At 51.5% G+C, this 22,774-nt stretch carries 20 protein-coding genes; 9 read left to right on the top strand and 11 right to left on the bottom strand.

The window, feature by feature from the left end; translation table 11 throughout:
- Positions 1 to 4: 4 nt before the first annotated feature.
- Complete coding sequence (gene hslJ / locus AAIG39_RS07225; RefSeq protein WP_249568847.1) at positions 5 to 433, top strand: heat shock protein HslJ; 429 nt, start codon at positions 5 to 7, stop codon at positions 431 to 433.
- Here hslJ and AAIG39_RS07230 read toward each other — a convergent pair.
- Together AAIG39_RS07230 and AAIG39_RS07235 are read right to left on the bottom strand one after the other, a co-directional pair.
- On the bottom strand, positions 427 to 693 hold the full coding sequence (locus AAIG39_RS07230; protein ID WP_090084515.1) for a putative hemolysin: 267 nt from the start codon (positions 691 to 693) through the stop codon (positions 427 to 429). The two genes, hslJ and AAIG39_RS07230, sit on opposite strands and share 7 nt — an antisense overlap.
- Before the next feature lie 727 nt (positions 694 to 1,420).
- Entirely contained in the window at positions 1,421 to 1,891 is a 471-nt protein-coding gene (locus AAIG39_RS07235; RefSeq protein WP_090084517.1) for an Hsp20 family protein, read from the bottom strand.
- A gap of 525 nt (positions 1,892 to 2,416) precedes the next feature.
- Between AAIG39_RS07235 and nifJ the strand changes: the two genes are divergently transcribed.
- The 4 genes from nifJ to ttcA all read left to right on the top strand — a co-directional run bounded on the left by nifJ (position 2,417) and on the right by ttcA (position 7,916).
- Positions 2,417 to 5,941 (top strand): pyruvate:ferredoxin (flavodoxin) oxidoreductase, encoded by a 3,525-nt coding sequence (gene nifJ / locus AAIG39_RS07240; protein ID WP_343193526.1) that lies wholly within the window; start codon positions 2,417 to 2,419, stop codon positions 5,939 to 5,941.
- A gap of 123 nt (positions 5,942 to 6,064) precedes the next feature.
- Positions 6,065 to 6,277 (top strand): KTSC domain-containing protein, encoded by a 213-nt coding sequence (locus AAIG39_RS07245; protein WP_090084521.1) that lies wholly within the window; start codon positions 6,065 to 6,067, stop codon positions 6,275 to 6,277.
- A gap of 463 nt (positions 6,278 to 6,740) precedes the next feature.
- Positions 6,741 to 6,836, top strand: a complete 96-nt coding sequence (locus tag AAIG39_RS07250; RefSeq protein ID WP_139223049.1) for a YoaK family small membrane protein — start codon at positions 6,741 to 6,743, stop codon at positions 6,834 to 6,836.
- Positions 6,837 to 6,980: 144 nt separating this feature from the next.
- Entirely contained in the window at positions 6,981 to 7,916 is a 936-nt protein-coding gene (gene ttcA / locus AAIG39_RS07255) for a tRNA 2-thiocytidine(32) synthetase TtcA (protein WP_090084524.1), read from the top strand.
- Positions 7,917 to 7,948: 32 nt separating this feature from the next.
- Here ttcA and ynaL read toward each other — a convergent pair whose 3' ends face one another.
- From ynaL to AAIG39_RS07270, 3 genes are all read right to left on the bottom strand, one after another.
- The gene (ynaL, locus tag AAIG39_RS07260) at positions 7,949 to 8,098 is read right to left on the bottom strand and encodes a proline-rich small protein YnaL (RefSeq protein WP_249568851.1); all 150 of its coding nucleotides are present in this window, start codon (positions 8,096 to 8,098) and stop codon (positions 7,949 to 7,951) included.
- Between the two features lie 275 nt (positions 8,099 to 8,373).
- On the bottom strand, positions 8,374 to 9,357 hold the full coding sequence (zntB, locus tag AAIG39_RS07265) for a zinc transporter ZntB (RefSeq protein WP_343193527.1): 984 nt from the start codon (positions 9,355 to 9,357) through the stop codon (positions 8,374 to 8,376).
- A 135-nt stretch (positions 9,358 to 9,492) separates the two neighbouring features.
- A complete protein-coding gene (locus AAIG39_RS07270; RefSeq protein ID WP_249568853.1) occupies positions 9,493 to 10,689 on the bottom strand; it encodes a methyl-accepting chemotaxis protein in 1,197 nt (398 codons plus the stop codon).
- 457 nt (positions 10,690 to 11,146) lie between these two features.
- On the opposite strand from AAIG39_RS07270, the gene AAIG39_RS07275 reads away from it, so the two are divergent.
- Entirely contained in the window at positions 11,147 to 12,514 is a 1,368-nt protein-coding gene (locus AAIG39_RS07275; protein WP_343193528.1) for an MHYT domain-containing protein, read from the top strand.
- A 143-nt stretch (positions 12,515 to 12,657) separates the two neighbouring features.
- Positions 12,658 to 13,878, top strand: a complete 1,221-nt coding sequence (locus tag AAIG39_RS07280; RefSeq protein WP_343193529.1) for a diguanylate cyclase domain-containing protein — start codon at positions 12,658 to 12,660, stop codon at positions 13,876 to 13,878.
- A gap of 55 nt (positions 13,879 to 13,933) precedes the next feature.
- Here the strand turns inward: AAIG39_RS07280 and AAIG39_RS07285 are convergent, their stop codons facing one another.
- Together AAIG39_RS07285 and AAIG39_RS07290 are read right to left on the bottom strand one after the other, a co-directional pair.
- Positions 13,934 to 14,122, bottom strand: a complete 189-nt coding sequence (locus AAIG39_RS07285) for a YdiH family protein (protein ID WP_139223050.1) — start codon at positions 14,120 to 14,122, stop codon at positions 13,934 to 13,936.
- Between the two features lie 344 nt (positions 14,123 to 14,466).
- Complete coding sequence (locus AAIG39_RS07290; RefSeq protein WP_343193530.1) at positions 14,467 to 16,083, bottom strand: peptide ABC transporter substrate-binding protein; 1,617 nt, start codon at positions 16,081 to 16,083, stop codon at positions 14,467 to 14,469.
- Positions 16,084 to 16,270: 187 nt separating this feature from the next.
- Here AAIG39_RS07290 and mpaA point away from each other — a divergent pair, with 187 nt between their 5' ends.
- Positions 16,271 to 16,984, top strand: a complete 714-nt coding sequence (mpaA, locus tag AAIG39_RS07295; protein ID WP_090084536.1) for a murein tripeptide amidase MpaA — start codon at positions 16,271 to 16,273, stop codon at positions 16,982 to 16,984.
- On the opposite strand, the gene ycjG is transcribed toward mpaA, so the two are convergent.
- A complete protein-coding gene (gene ycjG, locus AAIG39_RS07300; RefSeq protein WP_343193531.1) occupies positions 16,966 to 17,940 on the bottom strand; it encodes an L-Ala-D/L-Glu epimerase in 975 nt (324 codons plus the stop codon). The genes mpaA and ycjG overlap by 19 nt on opposite strands.
- Positions 17,941 to 18,057: 117 nt before the next feature.
- Between ycjG and tpx the strand changes: the two genes are divergently transcribed.
- Positions 18,058 to 18,564 (top strand): thiol peroxidase, encoded by a 507-nt coding sequence (tpx, locus tag AAIG39_RS07305; protein ID WP_343193532.1) that lies wholly within the window; start codon positions 18,058 to 18,060, stop codon positions 18,562 to 18,564.
- Positions 18,565 to 18,606: 42 nt separating this feature from the next.
- Here tpx and tyrR read toward each other — a convergent pair whose 3' ends face one another.
- From tyrR to AAIG39_RS07320, 3 genes are all read right to left on the bottom strand, one after another.
- On the bottom strand, positions 18,607 to 20,148 hold the full coding sequence (gene tyrR, locus AAIG39_RS07310) for a transcriptional regulator TyrR (protein ID WP_249568857.1): 1,542 nt from the start codon (positions 20,146 to 20,148) through the stop codon (positions 18,607 to 18,609).
- A 141-nt stretch (positions 20,149 to 20,289) separates the two neighbouring features.
- Positions 20,290 to 21,354, bottom strand: coding sequence for a TIGR01620 family protein (locus AAIG39_RS07315; RefSeq protein WP_343193533.1), 1,065 nt, complete (start codon positions 21,352 to 21,354; stop codon positions 20,290 to 20,292).
- Positions 21,351 to 22,748, bottom strand: a complete 1,398-nt coding sequence (locus AAIG39_RS07320; RefSeq protein ID WP_343193571.1) for a YcjX family GTP-binding protein — start codon at positions 22,746 to 22,748, stop codon at positions 21,351 to 21,353. Before AAIG39_RS07320 ends, AAIG39_RS07315 begins: the two co-directional genes overlap by 4 nt.
- Positions 22,749 to 22,774: the final 26 nt, after the last annotated feature.

Below are 22,774 nucleotides of genomic sequence, written 5' to 3' on the forward strand. Positions count from 1 at the left end.
CCAAATGAAAAGGATCATTACCCTGGTAGCCTTTGGCGTGCTGCTATCCGGCTGCGTAAGCCATGGCGTGAGCAAAAATTCAGTAAACGAGACACAGCTTGCACAGCACCGCTTCGTGCTGGAAACGGTAAACGGACAGGCCGTCGAGAAAGGCGAGCATCCGGCAGAAATCCATTTTGACGATAAAATGGTTGTCTCTGGCAGCATGTGCAATCGCTTTACGGGTCAGGGGAAATTGTCCGAAGGCACGCTAACGGTGAAGAAGATGGCGATGACACGCATGATGTGTGTTGATGCCCAGCGCAACGCGCTGGACAATGTCATCGGTAAAATGCTCAGTGAAGGTGCCCAGGTCGATCTGACCGATGGCCAGCTTACGCTGACAACCGCCGATCAAACCCTGATTTATACCCAGGCAGATCAGGCTCAGTAAGTGCCACAACTTCCGGCGGCAAGCGACTGTTCGCTACAACGCTTGCCGTTAGGGAGAGCGCACATCCCGATAGCGGTTCCATCCAGTTGACGGGCGACAGACAATGATCCACCGATCATTGCGCAATTCGCCTCACCGCTGCTCGACATGGACGCGCGTAACCCCGGCGCCACGTGCGCGGCCGTTGCCTGCTGTACGGGTTCACTGCTGCATGCAGAGAGTAATAAAACAGCACACCCTACCCAAAACGCTGAACGCATTTCTCATCCCCCAATGATTTAGCAAAACCTAAGCATCATAGGCAGCACAGCGCAGTACGTCGAGACCGTAACCGCACCTTTATGCGTTCCGGAAACATTTTGATTCTATTTTTTTGCGCAAACGCAAAATAACAAACCATATCGAGTGAGTGGCTGACAGGGCTCTGGGGATAAAAAAACGATTCCGCTTTATGTGCGCGTGACGAGATACGTGTGCGTCATTATGCAGGTCGAAAATAAAAAACCTGTCATCGAGACAGGTTCACCAGGGCTTTTTACACTCGTTTTCAGCGATGTGTTTTACGGAAGAACTGCTCCATTGATTCTCTGACATGTTCATCAGGATTTTCAGCGAGGTCCCCCTCCCCTGATGAATGCCGTACGACATTATTATGTCCCTGCAGAAGAGCCGGAGGCTGTTCTGTGTAAGCTGCCGCCGAGCCTAATGACAAAAATAGTAAAAACCACGCCGTTCTTAACGTCTTACCCATCATCAATGACCCTGTATGTTGGTAACATGCAGCGGCTATATTGATGGAGCAAAAGTAAAAAGCTGTATGTGATGTTTAAACGTATCCTGGAAGCTGTGAACAACTGCATGGACGGAAAAATTCTGCGGGTGAACAGTCGCCTGCGAATTTCTTCAAAATTGCGCGGCTTATTTAGCCTCTGGCTGTAAAAAAGGCCCGCCTGAGCGGGCCTATGACAGGCAAAATAATAACGGAAATTATCCAGCCTGGTGCTCAATAACTTTTTGACTGTTCTCGATTGCGATTTTCCGCGGTTTTTCATGTTCAGGAATATCCTGATAAATAGTTACCTCTAAAAGCCCGCTTTCCAGTTTTGCATTGCTGACCTTTGCATGCTCTGGTAGCGAGAAACTTAAACGAAAATCGGAGCGGCGTATGCCTCTGTAAATCCACCCTTGTTCATCCTGGGAGTCATTAACAGCACGTTTACCAGAGATATGGAGAGTGCCGCCCACGGTTTCGATTTCCAGCTCGTCTTCTTTCCAGCCTGGAACGCTTACGTTTAGCAGGTAGTTATTTTCATCCACTTTTTTCAGGTCATAGGCGGGTAACGCCGAAACAGGCGAATCCCCGGTTAACTGACTAAAAAGTTTGTCGATACGGTTGAAACGGTCAGCAAAGACAGAATCAGAAAAGCCCGGAAGTGCTGACAAGGTTCTGAGTGCCATAAATTAACCTCCTGAATGTTGGATTCAAAAGTTCAAGTTAAAGGCAAGCCTGGCTTGTCCGCTGATCAAAATAAGCACTGAAAACGGTTTTTCAAGACCTGCATAAAAAATTTTTTCCTGTTTCCTGTCACAAAGATTCGCACCCCGCTGCAAAACAAATTAGTGCTACTCACGGGAAAACGGCGATAGCAAAATTGCGCTATTTTTCCGGGAATGAACACAACGCGACAGGTTCAACAGGTTACGAACAGAGCCCGAACGACTGAATACAATACATTTATCAGGCTGATAACTGCCGCTAAAGCCCATGAGATCAAAAACCGTTGGCCTCGGGCTGTCTATACTGACTTAAAGCATGGTGAAGAGAGCGACAGAGCCATAACCCTGAAAGCGAAGCGAAGAGACACCAGAAGAAGTCCGATAAATCTATTAAATAAAAGTGCCTGTAGTTGCGCGGCCCCAAAGAGTCGCCATGCGAGCATAACGTCGCTTTAAAACTGACATTTAAGCAATGAGAGTTTCCATATGATCACTATTGACGGTAATGGCGCGGTCGCTTCGGTGGCGTTCCGTACCAGTGAAGTTATCGCCATCTATCCCATTACCCCAAGTTCAACCATGGCTGAGCAGGCAGATGCCTGGGCCGGGAATGGGCTAAATAACGTTTGGGGTGATACGCCACGCGTTGTGGAGATGCAGTCAGAAGCCGGGGCTATTGCTGCGGTACACGGTGCATTGCAGACGGGCGCCCTCTCCACCTCCTTTACCTCGTCGCAGGGTTTGTTGTTGATGATCCCGACGCTGTATAAACTCGCCGGTCAACTCACACCTTTCGTATTGCACGTGGCGGCCCGAACTATTGCCACCCATGCGCTCTCTATATTCGGCGATCATTCCGATGTGATGGCCGTCCGGCAGACTGGCTGTGCGATGCTCTGTGCGGGTAGTGTTCAGGAGGCGCAGGACTTTGCGTTGATTTCGCATATCGCAACGCTGAAAAGCCGCGTGCCGTTTATTCACTTCTTTGATGGCTTTCGCACCTCGCACGAAATCAACAAAATTGTACCGCTCTCTGACGATACGATCCGCGCCCTGATGCCGCAGGACGAGATTGATGCCCACCGTTCGCGTGCGCTTAATCCTGAACATCCGGTCATTCGCGGCACCTCCGCCAACCCGGATACCTTTTTCCAGTCACGCGAAGCGACTAACCCCTGGTACAACGCCGTTTATGACCACGTTGAGCAGGCAATGGATGCGTTTGCAACCGCCACCGGACGTCAGTACAAACCGTTTGAGTACTACGGACACCCTCAGGCTGAGCGCGTCATTATCCTGATGGGGTCAGCGATTGGTACCTGTGAAGAGGTTGTCGACGAACTCCTCACCCAGGGTGAGAAAGTCGGCGTACTGAAAGTGCGCCTGTTCCGCCCGTTCAGCGCACAGCATCTGCTTTCTGTGTTGCCTGAATCGGTAAAAACTATCGCCGTACTTGATCGCACAAAAGAGCCCGGTGCGCTGGCTGAACCCCTCTATCTGGACGTGATGACTGCGCTCGCGGAAGCCTTTAATCGCGGTGAACGTGAAACCCTGCCTCGCGTTATCGGTGGACGCTACGGATTGTCATCCAAAGAGTTTGGCCCGGATTGCGTATTGGCCGTCTTCAGTGAACTGCGCGCCAGCAAACCTAAACCACGCTTTACCGTCGGCATCTATGATGACGTGACAAACCTGTCGCTGCCATTGCCGGAAAATACGCTGCCCTCAAAAGCGCGTCTGGAAGCTCTGTTTTATGGACTTGGCAGCGACGGCAGTGTTTCAGCCACCAAGAACAACATCAAAATTATCGGCAATTCAACACCGTGGTATTCACAGGGGTATTTTGTCTACGACTCCAAAAAGGCGGGCGGTCTGACCGTTTCGCACCTGCGCGTCAGTGAACACCCGATTCGCTCGGCTTATCTGGTATCACAGGCGGATTTCGTCGGCTGCCATCAATTGCAGTTTATTGATAAATATCAGATGGCGGAGCGGCTGAAACCTGGCGGTATTTTCCTGCTCAATACTCCGTACAGTGCGGACGAAGTGTGGGAGCGACTGCCACAAGAAGTGCAGGCTGTTCTGAACCAGAAGCAAGCCCATTTCTACGTCATTAATGCCGCAAAAATTGCCCGCGAATGTGGGCTGGCCGCGCGTATCAACACGGTGATGCAGATGGCCTTCTTCCACCTGACGAGGATCCTGCCGGGCGACAGCGCGCTGGCAGAGTTGCAGGGGGCGATTGCCAAAAGTTACAGCAACAAAGGCCAGGAACTGGTTGAACGCAACTGGCAGGCACTGGCGATGGCGCGTGAGTCGCTGTTCGAAGTCCCGTTGCAACCGGTAAATCCTGCCAGTGCGCACCGCCCGCCGGTGGTTTCTGATGCAGCACCCGATTTTGTCAAAACTGTCACGGCCGCCATGCTGGCTGGCCTGGGCGATGCCCTCCCTGTTTCTGCACTGCCGCCAGACGGTACCTGGCCGATGGGGACCACCCGCTGGGAGAAGCGCAATATCGCCGAAGAGATCCCTGTCTGGAGAGAAGATCTCTGTACGCAATGTAACCACTGCGTTGCGGCCTGCCCACACTCAGCCATTCGCGCCAAAGTGGTTTCACCAGAAGCAATGGAGCATGCTCCGGCAAGTCTGCATTCACTGGATGTAAAATCCCGTGATATGCGCGGTCAGAAGTATGTGTTACAGGTAGCGCCCGAGGATTGCACCGGCTGTAATCTGTGCGTGGAAGTCTGCCCGGCAAAAGATCGTCAGAATCCGGAAATTAAAGCCATCAATATGATGTCGCGACTTGAACACGTGGAAGAGGAGAAAGTGAATTTCGACTACTTCCTGAGCCTGCCGGAGATAGATCGCAGCAAACTGGAACGTATCGATATTCGTACCTCGCAGCTTATCAGCCCGCTGTTTGAATACTCCGGTGCCTGTTCCGGCTGTGGCGAAACCCCATACATCAAGCTGCTTACCCAACTGTATGGCGATCGCATGCTGATAGCTAACGCCACCGGTTGTTCATCAATTTATGGCGGTAACTTGCCTTCCACGCCGTATACCACTGATGCGGCAGGCCGTGGTCCGGCATGGGCGAACTCCCTGTTTGAGGATAACGCCGAGTTTGGTCTGGGCTTCCGCCTGACGGTCGATCAGCATCGCAAACGCGTGATGCGCCTGCTGGAACAGTTCGCCGGGCGAATTCCGGACGAACTCAACAATGCGCTGCATGCTGACGCAACACCTGATGAGCGCCGGGAACAGGTTGCTGCACTGCGTCAGGCGCTGGCCGGTGTCGATGAAGCCAAAGAGTTGTTGACCGATGCTGATGCACTGGTCGAGAAATCCATCTGGCTGATTGGCGGCGATGGCTGGGCCTATGACATTGGCTTTGGCGGCCTCGATCATGTGTTGAGCCTGACCGAGAACGTCAACATCCTGGTGCTGGATACCCAGTGTTATTCCAACACCGGTGGTCAGGCATCGAAAGCCACGCCGCTCGGTGCAGTCACTAAGTTCGGCGAACATGGTAAACGTAAGGCGCGTAAGGATCTTGGCGTCAGCATGATGATGTACGGCCATGTTTATGTCGCGCAGATTTCACTTGGCGCACAGCTCAACCAGACAGTCAAAGCGATTCAGGAGGCGGAAGCCTACCCAGGCCCGTCATTGATCATTGCCTATAGCCCCTGTGAGGAACATGGCTACGACCTGGCATTGAGCCATGATCAGATGCGTCAACTGACGGCAACCGGCTTCTGGCCTCTCTACCGCTTCGATCCGCGCCGTGCGGATGAAGGGAAATTGCCGCTGGCGCTCGATTCCCGCCCACCGTCTGATGCGCTGGCCGAAACGCTTCTCAACGAGCAACGTTTCAGGCGCCTTAACGCCCAGCAACCGGAGGTGGCTGAGCAGCTCTGGAAAGACGCCGCCGCCGATTTGCAAAAACGTTATGATTTCCTCGCCCAAATGGCGGGTAAATCGGAAAAAAGCTCGGCAGAATAATGATTTAAACTGGACAAAAAGCCTGCATATTTGCAGGCTTTTTATTTCTGTGCGTCTTGCAACAGACCGCGTATCTGGTGGATGATAAACCTTCCCCGCGCCGAGTTGTAAAGGACACCCAGCATGCAACACCATCCCGTAAAATCTTCTCGTATTTCATCCATTGGCTATGATGAACGTACAACCACGCTGGAAGTCCGATTTCATGATAAAAGTACCTTGCAGTACCGTGGTGTGCCGGAAAGAATTTTCACCGTCTTTCTGACGGTTGTATCAAAAGGACGCTATTACGATGGTGTAGTAAAAGGCAAATTCCCGGAAAAGAAAGTGGCCTGAAGGGGGAGCATTTCCTCACGATACTTACCAAAAATCCGCCTGTTTTCTGAAAATCCTGCCATAACAGACATTGCTGATATAAAACTGTCAAATAACTGCGCCATACTCATGTTCAGACCTGAACATTCGTCTGACTATTCCTTTGCTATAGAGAACAATTGAATGAAATTAAGCAGAACTCGCCGCACAATGCAGATTCACTGGAGCCTGCAACGTCAACGCGAAAACCAATGGAAGAAATTCAGCCTTGTGCTGACTAACCGCAGAGCCTGAATAACCGCCTTGTCCGCCGTTATGTGCGCTAAACGTAACGGCAATGCCCTCTCTCCTCTTACGTCTAAAACAGTCATCCTATCGACGGCGGTAAACAATATTACGGTTTCAGAGTGATAACATTTGCAGAGCCGATCCGCTTTGGGTAATGTTCTCTCCTGCTTTTCACCTCAGGCATTAGAGAACAGTTATGAGACTGGGTATTGCTTTCCCTATCATCGTATTTATCGTCGCTGTTGTGTTTCTCAGCTGGTTTATTATCGGTGGCTACGCTACACCGGGCTAATAACGGTGTTGATCCCTGCGACCATACCCACGATAAAAATCCTATATTCGCCGTCAATCATTGCTACAATCTCGCTTTAGTGCCCGTATCTGTTGGCCTGGTCGCGCCTGGTTGACGTTGAACACCTGAATTGAGCCTTTTTTCATGTCGCAAAATCAAGAAATTACCAAAAAAGAACAATACAATCTGAACAAGCTGCAAAAACGTCTGCGCCGTAATGTGGGCGAAGCGATTGCCGACTTCAATATGATTGAAGAAGGCGATCGCATCATGGTCTGTCTCTCCGGCGGCAAAGACAGCTATACCATGCTGGAAATCCTGCGTAATCTGCAGCAAAGCGCGCCTATCAATTTCAGCCTTGTGGCGGTAAACCTCGACCAGAAGCAGCCGGGGTTTCCGGAGCATATTCTGCCAGCCTACCTGGAGCAGCAGGGCGTCGAATATAAGATTGTAGAAGAGAACACCTACGGGATCGTAAAAGACAAAATTCCGGAAGGTAAAACGACCTGTTCACTCTGCTCACGCCTGCGTCGCGGTATTTTGTACCGTACGGCCACCGAGCTGGGCGCCACGAAAATCGCGCTGGGCCATCACCGTGACGACATTTTGCAGACGCTGTTCCTGAACATGTTCTATGGCGGCAAAATGAAAGGGATGCCGCCTAAGCTAATGAGCGATGACGGCAAACATATCGTGATTCGCCCGCTCGCTTACTGCCGCGAAAAAGATATCGAGCGTTTCGCCGAAGCTAAAGCTTTCCCTATCATTCCGTGCAACCTGTGCGGTTCGCAGCCGAACCTGCAACGTCAGGTTATCGCCGATATGTTGCGCGACTGGGATAAACGCTATCCCGGCCGTATTGAGACGATGTTTAGCGCGATGCAGAACGTGGTACCTTCGCACCTTAGCGACACGACCCTGTTTGATTTCAAGTCAATCCATCACGGTTCTGCGGTGGTGGCTGGTGGCGATCTCGCTTTTGACCGCGAAGAGATTCCCTTACAGCCAGCAGGCTGGCAGCCTGATGAAGACGATGCCGATTTCACGGCCAACCGTCTCGACATCCTCGAAATCAAATAAACCAGCAGCCCTCTTCGACAGAGGGCTTTTTTTTACCTGTGCGGCGGAGGATCGATAATCGGTCGCGGATCCGGGTCGAATGGCGGATCGGGGATGGGTTGTGGTTTTGGGATGGGATCGGGCACCGGAACCGGATCAGTCGGAATCGGGTCGCTCATCTGCAGTGGGGTTAATGTACGCATTTTCGCCTCCTTTTTCGCGTTGCCATCCTTTAAGGGTAGACCGGACAAACTGAGAGGCAAAAAAAAGCCGACTCTTCAAAGTCGGCGTCGTACGAATCAATTGTGCTATGCAGTAATTCAAAAAAGGAAGTAAGACAATATGGAGCGCAACGCCCATCGCTTGACGTTGCATTCACCTGCGAGTGCAATATTGCACTGGTTGCGTGTAGCATTTATTGATATCGCTCAAAGTAAACGGCGTTTTTATGTTCATTTTTTGTTAAAAAAGTGAAATTTTACAGCCATTTACTGCGATGCAACCACCAGGTAACACCGCCGATCAGGATGACCAACATAATGCAGAAAAGTGCGAAGCCAAATCGCCATCCACCGCCGGGGATTCCGCCTAAATTGACGCCAAACAGCCCGGTCAGAAATGTGCTGGGCAGGAAGACCATTGCCATCAACGACATGGTATAGGTTCTGCGGGCCAGCGATTCCTGCATTACCTGGGTTATTTCATCCGTCATCACCGCCGTGCGCGCGATACAGGCATCAATTTCATCAAGCCCCCTCCCCAGTCGGTCTGCAATGTCTTGCATACGACGACGCTGATCATCGGTCATCCAGGGCAGCCGCTCGCTGGCCAGCCGTGCAAAAATATCCCGTTGTGGCGCCATATAACGACGCATCACAATTAACTGCTTACGCAGTAATGCGAGGAAACCTCTGGGGGGAATCTCCTGGTCAAGCAAATTGTCTTCAAGGTCAATAATCTTATCGTGAAGCTCTTCTATAAACTCGCTGGCATGGTCAGTGAGGGCATCACAAACATCCACCAGCCAGCCGCCACAATCCACCGGGCCGGTCCCCTCCTCCAGATCGCTCACCACGTCATCGAGTGCCAGAACTTTGCGCTGGCGCGTCGAGATGATCATTCGTTCGTCCATATAGACACGCACTGCAACTAACTGATCCGGACGTTCGTCTGTGCTGCCGTTAATGCAACGCAGCGTAATAAGCGTACCTTCGCCTACACGACTGACGCGCGGACGCAGGCTTTCCCCGGCCAGCGCGTTTCTGACGCTATTGGGCAGCTGCGGCGTTGATGCCAGCCATTGCGCGCTCTCTGGATTGGTATAATTCAGATGCAGCCAGCAAGGATGCTGTGCATCAATGACGTCATCAGCCTCCAGCGGTTTGACCCCGCCCTTTCCATCCAGACGCCAGGCGAAAACTGCATCCGGAATATCGACATCCGTTCCTTTGATTGCTTCCACATCACCTCCACAATCAATATAAGTATTGTTGTCAGTCTAGCTCCCTGCGCACGTTAAGCAACCATCATGCTGAATTCGTTACAAATATTAAAAAAAAGCCCGCTTAAGCGGGCCAGAGGCGGGATGACCTGAAAGTCAGAAGGAGTGCCAGTAATTTTCCTGGTTATGGATGACCGGGCTTACCAGGCGGGGTTTACGATTTTCGGAAGGAATGGTTGCCGTTGTCGCAACGGGTTCAACGTCTGTTAACCGTTTTTCCGCCAGACGGAACCTGGATGTGCGTGCCTGCAGTTCGATAACCCGGTTTTTCAGCATGTCCGAAGAGCCAGCCAGCTCTTCGACCATGGTGACATTACTCTGCGTAACTTTTTCAAGTTCGGACAACGCAAGCGTGATCTGTGAAATGCCTTTTTCTTGTTCCACGGTCGATACCGCAATCTCATCCATCAGCTTGCTAACCACACTCGCACCCGAAACAATCTCATGCATATTCTGCTCGGCCTCGCTGACGACAGTCGCCCCTTGCGTAACGTTCTCGGTGGTGACAGCAATCAGTGACTTAATATTTTTAGCCGCTTCGGCGCTGCGATGCGCCAGGCCCCTGACTTCTCCAGCCACAACGGAGAAGCCTTTACCGTGATCCCCGGCTCTTGCCGCTTCCACAGCAGCGTTAAGTGCGAGAATGTTAGTCTGAAAAGCTATGCCATCAATAAGGGAGATGATATCTGCCATCTGGCCCGCACAGTCGGTAATAGACTGCATATTTTTCGCCACCTGCCCCATTAAATCCCCACCTTTACGCGCACTGGCACTGGCATCACTCGCCCGGGTGCTGGCAAGCCGCGTGTTTTCGGCATTATTTTTGGTACTGCTGGCTATCTGCTCCATGCTGGCCGCAGTTTGCACCAGCGCCGCAGATTGCTCTTCGGTTTTCACCGACAGTTCGCCGCTTCGCGACGCCAGTTGATCGGAGAGATCCATGGCGTTTTGTGAAGAGAGACGTATCTCATTAACCAGGGTTGCGATGCTTGCAGAAAGGCTATTAATTCCCGGAATTAACCGCCCGGCACAGTTGTTGCCAAATTCTGCAATCGTAATCGACAGGTTGCCGGAGGTCACCTCTTCGATACTTTTCTTAACCGTATTAATTGGCGAGACTAAATAATAAGTCATATAAAACCAAAGCAAACCTAAAGTCGCTACCCAAACCACGCTAATTGCTGCTAATAATGCCATGTTTTTTGAGATGGCGATCACTAAAAGTTCCATAATTATAAAAGAGACAATCAGGAACGATAATATAAACGTTCTAACACTAATATTTTTAAGCATGGGGCACCAACAAATACTTCATGAGGGGTAATATTCTTATAGCATTCGGCATTCACTTTTTCATCTGGAATTTGATCCTGCCACATGTTTGGCCCCACACCACCGCAGTTTGACTTAAGAGCAGAGTAATCGTTCAAAAATTAGGTTGTGGTGCAAATATTAATGGTGAGAAATCTAAAAAAGTCTTTATATCAGGGATGATTCATCGTATAAAAATCAGCGCAAAACTTTCAACATCATAATTTATGATGTGGCTTAAGTTATATTTAAGCCACGCTAAAATGATTCATAATTCTAAAGTTACTATTGCGAATGCCGATAACAATAAATTACTTTTAATTTAGCTTAAATCGCAGTATAAATAATAAATATTTCCAGCAACATAAATTCGTCAGGTTAGCTGCTAGAATAAAAATTACAAATAACTCATTCTTTTTTAGCGGGCGTGAAATCCATAATGCTTTATGTATCGTGGGACCCTATTCTTATTGGTATTTCTTTTGTCGTGGCGTTCATTGCCTCATTCGTGGCGCTGGATAGCGCCAGCAAAATTTTTTCTTCCTCCGTTCGCGGTGCACTGTTCTGGCGATTCTGCGGCGGGGCAACGTTAGGTATAGGAATATGGTCAATGCATTTTGTTGGCATGCTGGCAATGCGCATGCCTATCGTGATGCATTACGATTTAGTGTTAACCATTGCTTCGTTCGTCGTTGCGTTAATTGCCGCCACTCTTGCCATCAATGTGGTGGTTAGCGCTGAGATGCTCCCCTTTCGACGCCTCATACTGGCGACCTGTTTATTGTGTCTGGGCATTGTGGGTATGCACGCGCTCGGTATGGCTGCCCTCACCGATTACGTCACGCTCTACTGGAACACGCCGGGTCTAATTCTCTCAGTAACCATTGCCTTTTTCGCCTCCGGCTTTTCGCTGTGGCTTGCCTTTGGTCGCCAGGTCAACCAGCACGGCGCCTTTATCTATCGGGTTTTCGCAGGTCTCGTCCTCGGCATTACCATATGCGCAATGCATTATGTGGCGATGAGCGCCGTTGAGTTCAGCAATGGTAAAGACAGCACAGGAATTATCGTTCGCAGTACCGCCCATTACTCTACACATACCAGCGTGAGCGAAACTGGCCTTTCAATCTGGGTTTCCACCTCCACGCTCATTGTATTGGGAATAATGTTGTTTATTTCACTCATTGATTCCCAGATCCGCACCTCACGACTTACAGAAAGCCTGCGTCAGTTGAATCACCAACTGGAGATGCAGGCCCATTTCGATCCCCTGACTAACCTGGCAAATCGTATTCAATTCGATATCTTACTGGATGCGTGCCTCGCCAGTGCAGCAGCCCAACGACAGCGATTCGCCTTATTATTTATGGATCTTGACCGTTTTAAGCAGGTCAATGATGCGTATGGACATCACGTCGGTGATCTATTATTGAAATCCGTAGCCATAAGACTTTCGACCTGCGTCAATGCAAAAATGACGCTGGCGCGTCTTGGCGGTGATGAGTTTATTTTGCTGGTACCTGATTGTATTGATGAGGAGATCACCACACTGGCGAAAAGGCTGGTAGACACCATTCATTTTCCATTTTATGAGCAAGGCCATGTCATTAACGTATCGTTAAGTGTGGGTATCAGTTTTTATCCTCAACATGGTGATACCGTTCAGGATCTCAAATTCAGAGCGGATGCCGCAATGTATCGTGTCAAAAAAAATGGACGTAATGGTTGGGAAGTCTGGCACCCGGCGATAACCCACAATGCGGCAAATACTCCTTTTTTCCTCTCAGATATCTCCATCAATCAAAAGTAAAATTTACTTATTGCGGCGATACATACCAATTCACCTTTTTTTGCGTTAGATTTTCCTCAAGCCTGATAAAAATAGTGCCGAAAAAGCTATTATTCGATACGTTACAATAATTAAAGCGATGCGCACAATAAGGGGATAAACCCATGCTGACAGATCACCTGGCTGCGCTTAATCTGCTGACGACACCGGTCTGGGTAGTTTCACCCGAGACTGAAGAGCTGCTTTTTACCAACACAGCGGCGAAGAAATTGACCGCAGAGGGTTCATTACGGGATTTGCGAACCGGTAAATATTCCGCCTGGGCGCAGCACAATCTGGCCATGTACCTGCCGGGCCTCAGGAATCAGCATAATATTATCGAAGTATGGACTGTTCATATTGATGGCGAGGAGGTCAGTTTAAGTTGTAAGGCCTCTCTGCGTGAAATCACTGGCGTGGGTGAAGTGATTCTTTTTGAAGGATTATCAGCGGGAACTTCCGCCAGACTAAAAGCCAGCCGCTCAAAAACATACCGCCCCCGCAAGCAGGGTTTTTATGCCCGCTTTTTCTATACCAACTCCGCGCCCATTCTGCTTATTGATCCCGCCAGAGACGGCCTCATCGTTGACGCCAATCTCGCCGCATTACGCTTTTACGGCTACTCCTACGATGAAATGTGCCAAAAGCACACCTGGGAAATCAACACGCTAGGGCGCGGTATTCTGCCGGTGATGGCAGAGATCGCTCATCTGCCTGGCGGCCACAGGCCGCTCAATTTTGTGCACAGGCTGGCAGATGGTTCCACCCGCCATGTTCAGACCTACGCCGGTCCGGTTGAAATCTATAATGAGCGACTGATGCTTTGCATCATCCACGACATTACCGAACAGAAACGCCTTGAGCAGGAACTGGAATATGCCGCGCACCGTGATTTACTCACCGGTTTGCTGAACCGCCGGCAGTTCTACCACCTGACTGAACATGTTATGCCGACTGCTTTCGATTTCAGTCTGTTGCTGGTAGATACCGACCATTTTAAACGCATCAATGATCAGTATGGTCATCAGAAAGGTGACGAAGTCCTGATACAACTTTCCCGCACACTTGAACAACATTGCCGACGCGGAGACTACGTGTTTCGCTGGGGAGGTGAAGAATTTCTCTTACTGCTGCCGCATACGACCGAGGAAATCGCTATTGGTGTCGCTGAGCAGTTACGTGAAGCCGTCGCCAGTATCAGTATTCCCCAACTGCCAGGCTTTACTGTGAGTATCGGCGTTGCGCGCCACCTGGCGGGAGAGTCACTGGATGAGCTGTTTAAGCGTGTCGATGAAGCGTTGTATCGCGCGAAAAACAGCGGGCGTAATAAAGTGCTGGCGGCCTGAATTCAGGGCAAAAAAATGCGCCCTTACGAGGGCGCTTTTCAGTGATGGGCGATGCTTAGTGGATGCCCATTCGCCAGGCAAAATCAATCTCTTCTTTCAGCTCGCTATGCGAGAGTGTCAGCAAATCCGCAAATTCCAGCCTGAGTTGTTTTAATTTCTTAAGATATTCTGCAGGCGTTAATGCGCTTTTATCGCGACGGAGATATTCAATTGCCAGTTGAGTGGGGTCTAATTCGGTGTGCATATAATCCTCATGTGTGGTTAAAACATAATCACTATAACACATTTTTCCGGCCATTTTTTGACCAAAATCGTATATGCGTTCGACATCACACCTATTTTTGTGCACAGCGGGCAATAAAATTCAAGAAGTTATGATGAACTGAAAATCGCGAAACCTGCCGATATTTTTGCTGGGACATATCTCTCCGGACACAGTGTCCCGTCCCTTCATCCCGATGCAATCCGGCAGGTTCAAACTCTTTTCAATAACAGAATCGGTTGATGGGAAAATGCATTGCTGGCGCTTTATCAGCGCCAGCTGAAATGTCGAAAAGCTTTATAGCCGCTTGCGTGAACTTATCAGAATCAGTGTTTGATCAAATACATCGTGCGGGTATAAGCGACATCTTCCGGGTTGGTAATGGGGTAACCTTTCAACCACGGTTTAATCAGTCGTCCATTGGTATATTGATAGACGGGAATGATCGGCGCTTTTTCGGCGATGATTTTCTCTGCCGCATTGTAATCCGCATTACGGGCATCGAGCTGTGTTTCCTGCGCAGCCTGACTGATAACTTTGTCATATGCCGGATCGTTAAAACGCGCGATATTTCCGCTATGGGTGGAGGTCAGCAGCGACAGAAAGGTGGACGGTTCATTGTAATCTCCCACCCACGAAGCGCGAATCACATCAAAGTTGCCCGTATTACGGCTATCGATATACGTCTTCCATTCCTGATTTTGCAGTTTGACATCAATGCCCAGATTTTTTTTCCACATTGACGCCACCGCAATCGCAATTTTCTGATGCGTCTCGGAGGTGTTGTACAGTAACGTCAGTTCCAGTGGGCGTTGCGGACCATAACCTGCGGCACGGAGCAATGTTTTTGCCTGGGCATTGAGCTCCGCCTGGCTCATTTTTTCCATTGCTGAAGGTTGCGGTTTAAACCCTGCGGTTACGTCCGGTGTGAATCGCCAGGCCGGTTTTTCCCCGGTGCCTAACACCTTCTCAGCCACCACACGGCGATCAACCGTCATACTTAGCGCCAGACGTACTCGCGGATCGGCTGTCGGCCCTTTTTGCGTATTAAGGGCGTAGTAATAGGTGCCGAGTTGCGGCGGTGTGTAAACCTGGCCGGGAATATCCTTGAGTAATTTCTGGTACTGATTTTTCGGGAATGATTCAGTGATATCAATCCCACCGGCAAGATAACGGTTTGTCGCCGCCGTTTCCTGATTGATCGGCACAAAGGTCACTTTTTGAATGACAGTTTTACTATTGTCCCAGTAATGGGTGTTGGGTTTGAGTTCAATTTTCTCATTCACCACCCTGCTTTCCAGTACGTAAGCGCCATTGCCGACCAGGTTTCCGGGACGCGTCCAGTCCGGGCCGCTTTCAACATTGGCTTTCTGCACCGGGTAAAGCGCGAAACTAGCCGCCAGGTTCGCAAACCATGGCAGTGGCTTATCAAGTTGCACCCGCAGCGTATGGGCATCGACCGCCGTCACGCCAAGCTTATCCGGTGTGACTTTGCCATCAATAATGTCCTGCGCACTGGTGATCCCAGCCAGCGCTGCAAACCAGGCAAAGGGGGACGTTGTTTTCGGATCAACCAGGCGCTGCCAGCTGTACACAAAATCTTGCGCAGTGACCGGCGTACCGTCAGACCACTTTGCATCACTACGCAGGGAAAATGTCCAGACGCGGTTATCGCTGGTCTGCCATTTAGTGGCAACGCCAGGAATGATCTCACCTTTCTCATTCTGATTGACCAGGCCTTCGTACAGATCGCGAATGACCTGAATTTCCGGTAGCCCCACAGCCTTCGCTGGGTCAAGCGTCGCGGGTTCGTCTTTAATATGGCGAACCAACTCCTGTTTCTGAGCCAGTTCTGTGCCTGGCGGAACATCCGCAGCCCAGGGCGATGAGGAAAAACCACAGAGTAAAAGCGCACAACTGAGCAACGAGACAGGATGCTTCATGAGATCCCCTTTTATGTTTTGAAGCTAAGCCAAAGATGAGGTAATTATTTGTTTTAGAACGAACGAATGCAAATTTTCGTCGATGGAAAGTTGACGGCTATTCCTTTTTACCTGAATACAGCAATAATTTGTCCATATGAGAAATATGCCTAAAACTTGCAATAAGCCAACCAGAAAAAGGATGACTATGCCTGCTTCACGCCCACGCCCGGAACGGGGTGCTTTTCCTTCCGGTAGCGAATATTACGGACATTCTCTGTTAGGTGCGCCGCTCATCTGGTTTCCGGCAACCGAAGCCTCGCATGCCAGCGGGCTTATCATTGCGGGAACCCACGGAGATGAAAATTCCTCTATCGTAACGCTCTCCTGCGCCTTGCGTACGCTGAAACCAGAGCTACGTCGCCACCACGTTGTGCTGGCCGTTAATCCCGATGGTTGTCAGCTTGGCCTGCGCGCTAATGCGAATGGCGTGGATTTGAATCGCAACTTTCCCGCCGCAAACTGGAAACCCGGTGAAACGGTTTATCGCTGGAACAGTGCCGCAAAAGCGCGTGACGTGGTGTTATCGACAGGCGACGCTCCCGCCTCCGAACCGGAAACCCGCGCGTTATGCCAGTTGATTCATCAGTTGCGTCCCGCATGGGTAGTGTCGTTTCATGACCCGCTGGCATGTGTGGAAGATCCGCGTAATAGCGCGTTTGGTCAGTGGCTGGCGCAGGCGTTTAACCTGCCTCTGGTCACCAGTGTAGGTTACGAAACGCCAGGCTCTTTCGGCAGCTGGTGTGCGGATATGAATTTGCACTGCATCACAATGGAATTTCCGCCAGTTTCAGCCGATGAAGCCAGCGAGAAATACCTGAGCGCGATGATCGCTCTATTGCATTATGACCGGGAAAGATGAAGCTGGCCGGGGGTAAATTGCAGCGCCGGTTCGACATCCACCGCAAGCCATGTGGGTCCGTCGAGATCGGCGAAGCGAACCTCACCCACCAAAGGCAGCGCCGCAGCAATGGCCCTTGAAGTGCAAATCATGCACCCCAGCATCAATCCAAAACCTTGCTCTCGCGCCGCACGGGCCAGGGCCAACGCTTCTGTCAGCCCACCGGTTTTATCCAGTTTGATGTTTACCATCTCATAGCGCCCCGCCAGCGCAGCGAGATCCCGCTGCGTATGACAACTTTCATCGGCACAGATGGGCAATGGATGAATAAAGTTACTCAGTGCGGCATCGTCGCCTGCCGGAAGCGGCTGTTCGAGCATCGCCACACCGAGGTCCGCCAGGAGCTGACAGCGGGCGGCGAGACCTTCGCTTTGCCAGGACTCATTGGCATCAACAATCAGCGTCGCTTCCGGCGCGGCGGCGCGTATCGCCACCAGCCTTTCGCTGATCAAGTGATCGTCAAGTTTCACCTTAAGCAGTTTTGCGCCAGCCTCCCACAGCGCTGAGGCACTGGCGGCCATTTGCTCTGGCGTACCGATAACCACTGTTTGCGCAGTAGTGACTGCGGCGGGCAATGTTACCCCCACATACTGCCCAAGCGTCATTCCCTGTCGTCTGGCCTCCAGATCCCAAAGCGCACAATCCACGGCATTACGCGCCGCGCCGGCAGGAAGCAATGTCTGGAGTTCTTCTCGGGTCAGACGATTTTCCAGTTGTGGCAGAATTGTCATAATCTGCGCAATCACCGAAGCCTCGCTCTCGCCATAACGTGGGTATGGCGTACATTCTCCTGAGGCTTTGACGCCGTCATCTTCCAGTTCAACGACCACTACCCGGGCCTCGCTGCGCGCACCCCGTGCGATCACAAAAGGCGTGTGTAACGGCCAGGTTTCATCATAAACCTTAACGCTTCTCATCCCTTTCTCCTCTGCCGCCCTTTCCACGAGTATAGATGTGAAATTAGGTTTGCCGTGGTCCTTGCTTTCAGAATACACTAGCGCTGAAGTTAACTATATGTAAACAGGAAGATATCTATGTCACAGCTTGTCCATTTCCAGGGTAATCCAGTTTCCGTTGCCGGTAAGATTCCGCAGATCGGGTCCAAAGCCGCACCGTTCTCTCTCGTGGCGAAAGACCTGTCTGACGTTGCGTTAAGCCAGTTTGCTGGTAAACGTAAAGTTCTTAATATTTTCCCGAGCATTGATACCGGCGTATGCGCCGCATCAGTGCGTAAATTTAACGAGCTGGCAACAGGCGTAAACGACACGGTCGTTCTGTGCATTTCTGCTGACCTGCCGTTCGCCCAGTCCCGCTTCTGTGGCGCAGAAGGTCTGAGCAATGTGATCACCCTGTCCACTCTGCGTAACGCAGAGTTCCTGGAAAACTACGGTGTGGGAATTTCAGAAGGCGCGCTGAAAGGACTGGCGGCACGTGCCGTGGTGGTCATTGACGAAAATGACAATGTTATTTTCAGCCAACTCGTCAATGAAATCACCAACGAGCCTGACTACGCTGCCGCACTGGACGTGCTGAAAGGCTAATGAAGTCTGCCCGGCAACATGCTGTTTGCCGGGCCATTCCTGCTATTCATCGCCCTTTTTCTGATTCAATCCATACTCCCGTAACTTATTCGCGATCGCGGTATGCGAGACACCAAGGCGCTTAGCCAGCTTACGCGTGCTGGGGAAACTGCGATAGAGCTGTGTCAGTACCGAGCGTTCAAAGCGGCTGGTGATCTCATCGAGCGACCCCTCCATGGCATCTTCGCCAACAGGCATGGTGGTGGCATCGAAGTCCGGCAGCAAAATATCCTGTGAGCGCAGCTCATAACCTTCCAGTTGGGTAAGCGCACGGTAAACAGCATTTTTTAACTGACGGACATTGCCCGGCCAGCCATAACGCGTCAGGACATTACCCAGATCGGCCGATAATTTAGGCCGGGGAACACCCTGCTCATCGGCAAAACGGGCAACAAAGAGTTCGGTTAGCGGCATGATATCCTGCGGGCGCTCCCGCAGCGGCGGTATATTCAGCGTCAGAACATTCAGGCGGTAATAGAGATCTTCACGGAACGCCCCCTTTTGCACCAGCTCCACCAGGTTACGTTGGGTCGCGCAAATCACCCGCACATCAACATGGACCTCGTGATCTTCCCCAACCCGGCGGAACGTCCCGTCGTTAAGAAAACGCAGCAGTTTAACCTGCATACGCGCAGACATTTCGCCGATTTCATCCAATAACACCGAACCGCCATTAGCCTGCTCAAAGAAGCCTTTTTTTCCTTCCGGAGCATGACCAAACAGTTCACTTTCGACGGCATCTTCCGGTATAGAGGCGCAGTTCAGCGCCAGATAAGGTTTTGCCGCACGGGGGCTGGCCATATGGCAGGCACGCGCCAGCAGATCTTTTCCGGTACCCGTGTCACCGGTAATCAGTAGCGGCGCCGTGAGCGTCGCCAGCTTCCGGGCTTGCTCCAATACCTGACGCATTTTTGGGCTGACAGCGACAATCTGGCTGAATGCACCCAGATCCTGTTGCGAAAGATTTTGTAACTGGCGTCCCATTCGGACGGTGGAACGCAGCATGACTACCGCGCCGGTCAGAACCGGTTCACCGGTTTCGCCTTCCAGATGGACCGGAGTAATTTCCATCAGGAAGTTTTGTCCATTGATGGCAACATGTTCACTATGGGAGTTGTGAGGGTTGCTTTCCAGCCAACGCGTAAAATTGAAACCGGAAATCAGTTGTACCGCGTTGTGATTGCGCAATTTACTCTGGTCCAGCGCAAATAGCTGGCAACTTGCCGGGTTCGCCAGTTCAATCTTCCCTTTCATATCCAGCGATAACACGGGTTCCGGCAGCGCCTCCAGCACCGCACTCAGTGCGCGGTGCTCACGCTCGGAAGGCATCCACAAGACAGTGCGCACATCAGTTACGCCGGGGATGCGACGAATCTCTGCCATAAGGCTGCTGAATGTATTAAATTCGAGAGCAGCAAAATTCAGGTAGATGCGCCCGACAGGGTCTATCTCAATTCCGCGTAAATCAATGCCACGTAACACCAGTAAATCCAGCAGTTCGCGTGTCAGACCCAGCCGGTCTTCACAAAAGACTTCAAGACGCATGGAAATATCACCCTACATTATCAACTAATGCCAGGATGATATGTCAGTTCCTGTCTGGCAGGAAGATGTCTGTCAAGAAATATTGACAGCATGGCGGAAAAGTGGGCGCTGTGCCGTAAAGTTAAACGCGCAGCGCACAATTTATAGTCCATCACGCTTCGGGGATTTGCCTTTTTGCACCGTCTCTTTGAGCTGCACTACTAACTGGCGGCGAAAATCGCCCAGCCGCGGTTTGTCATCGCCAATCCATGGTAAGGGGCGGCACAACTCCATGGCTTTGATACCTAATCGGGCGGTCAATAAACCTGCGCCAATCCCCTGTGCGGCACGGGCGGAGAGACGAGCTGCAAGATCTTGCGACATCCAGTCCATACCCACTTCGCGCACCATTTCACTGGCTCCGGCAAAGGCAATATTAAGTAACACCAGGCGAAAGAGACGCAGTCGGCTGTAATACCCAAGCTCAATACCATAAAGCGTGGCAATGCGGTTAATCAGCCGCAGGTTGCGCCAGGCGATAAAAGCCATATCCACGACTGCAAGCGGGCTCACGGCAATCATTAATGTTGATTCAGCCGCCGAGCGACTGATCTCTCGCCGTGCCTGGTTATCCAGCACCGGCTGCACGATATGTGCATACAGCGATACCACTTCCCGGTCATTTTGCGTTTCATGGATAGCGGCATACCAGCGCTGGAGCGCGGGATGCGCATGGTCAAGCCCGGCCTGACGCGCCAGGCTTTCACAAAATGCGCGTCCTTTCCCCGTTCCGTGGCTGTGAAGTAATTCACTCGCCTCGTCCCGAGCCTGGGCGCGCTGACGTAGCCGCCATAAACGACGCCATTCCGTCGCCACGGAACCCACACCTGCACCGACAATCAATGCCCCGGCGGCACATCCGCCCATAGCCACCCAATCCTGAGTCTGCCAGGCATTCATCGCCCATTGCACGCCCTGCCCGACAACGCTTGCGCCAAACAGCCCCATCCCGGTCAACACCATTTTGCGCCACAGGCTGCGTTTGGGATGCAGCGCCGCCTCGACGGCGGCTTCTGCCGGACTTTCTTCGCGCATTTCGTCAGGATTGACCGGGGCAAAGTTTTCAGCCAGTTCGTCGCCAAATGTTTGCGCAGCTTTAACCTGCATGACGGTCTCCGCTTCCAGCGGCCCGGTAAAATCGATACGCGGTTTGAGGGGTTCGCTCATCGCAATTTATCTCCCAGTAAAAATTCCAGCGCGGCGTCCAGACGGATATGCGGCAGCGGCTTATCCACATCCAGCGCCTGAGGACGAAAGGATTCAAACTGAAACCCCTGTTTTTCCCAGAATGCCTGGCCGGGCAGGCGCGCTGGCACCTCGCCGGGGTAAAACGTGAGCGGGGAACCATCGCTCAGTCGGTGACCACGTAAAGCGGGAATTTTCTCGCCATTAACGTCAATTACGCCACTTTGCGTTGCCTGAACGGATGCCAGGCCGACACAATCCATGCTGATGCCTTCAAACGCGGCGTTTTGCCATGCATCCTGAATCAGTTGCTGGAGTAGCGACACCATATTGGCATGCTGATCGAGAGTGACATGATCCGCTTTTGTGGCGGCAAACAGCAGTTTGTCGATAACCGGCGAGAACAGACGACGAAACAATGTCCGCTGGCCATAGTGAAAACTCTGCATCAGTTGTGTCAGCGCCAGTCGCATATCACTGAAGGCCTGCGGCCCGCTATTGAGTGGCTGCAGACAATCCACCAGTACTATCTGGCGGTCAAAACGCAGGAAGTAATTTTTGTAAAACGCCTTCACGACATGCTCGCAATAGTAGTTATACCGATCGCGCAGCATACCCGCATTCGTGTGTTTACCCGCCTGCGCCAGTCTGGCTTCCCCTGTTTCGTCCACATCGGGCCACGGGAAAAATTGCAGCGCAGGCGCGCCGGCCATATCACCGGGCAGAACAAAACGACCCGGCTGAATAAAATGCAACCCTTCGCGTTTACACTGATGCAAATAATCTGTCCACGCGGCGGCAATCTCCGCCAGGCGGTTTTCATCGGCAGGCGCTAAAGGATCCAGCCCCTTACACATGTCTTGCCACTTCTGCGACCATTCGCCACGAGCCCCCTGCAACAGACCGCGCATTTGTCGTGACCAGCTCTGGTAATCCTGAGCCAGCATTGGCAAATCGAGCAGCCATTCGCCGGGATAATCGACAATTTCCAGATACAGGGTGGAGGTCTCTTTAAAATGGCGCAGCAGCGAATCCTGTGACCGAAAACGCAGCGCGAGTCGAATCTCGCTGACACCACGTGTAGGTGTTGGCCAGACGGGCGGCGTGCCATAGAGTTGCGCCAGCCCTTCGTCATAAGTAAAACGAGGAATACCAAAATCACGCTGCGGAACTCGTTTAACACCAAGCAGTCGCTCTTCACGTACCGCGCTGAACAACGGAAGCCGCGCGCCCGCATGAACGTTAAGCAGTTGGTTCACCATTGCGGTGATAAATGCTGTCTTTCCGCTGCGGCTAAGCCCCGTGACGGCTAACCGCAGATGGCGGTCCATCCCCCGGTTTACCAGGGCATTAAGTTGATTTTTCCATCGTTCAATCGTCATTCCGTGCCGCCATGAAATCT

Origin of the sequence: Phytobacter palmae (assembly GCF_039409775.1) — a bacterium.
Taxonomy (GTDB): domain Bacteria; phylum Pseudomonadota; class Gammaproteobacteria; order Enterobacterales; family Enterobacteriaceae; genus Phytobacter; species Phytobacter palmae.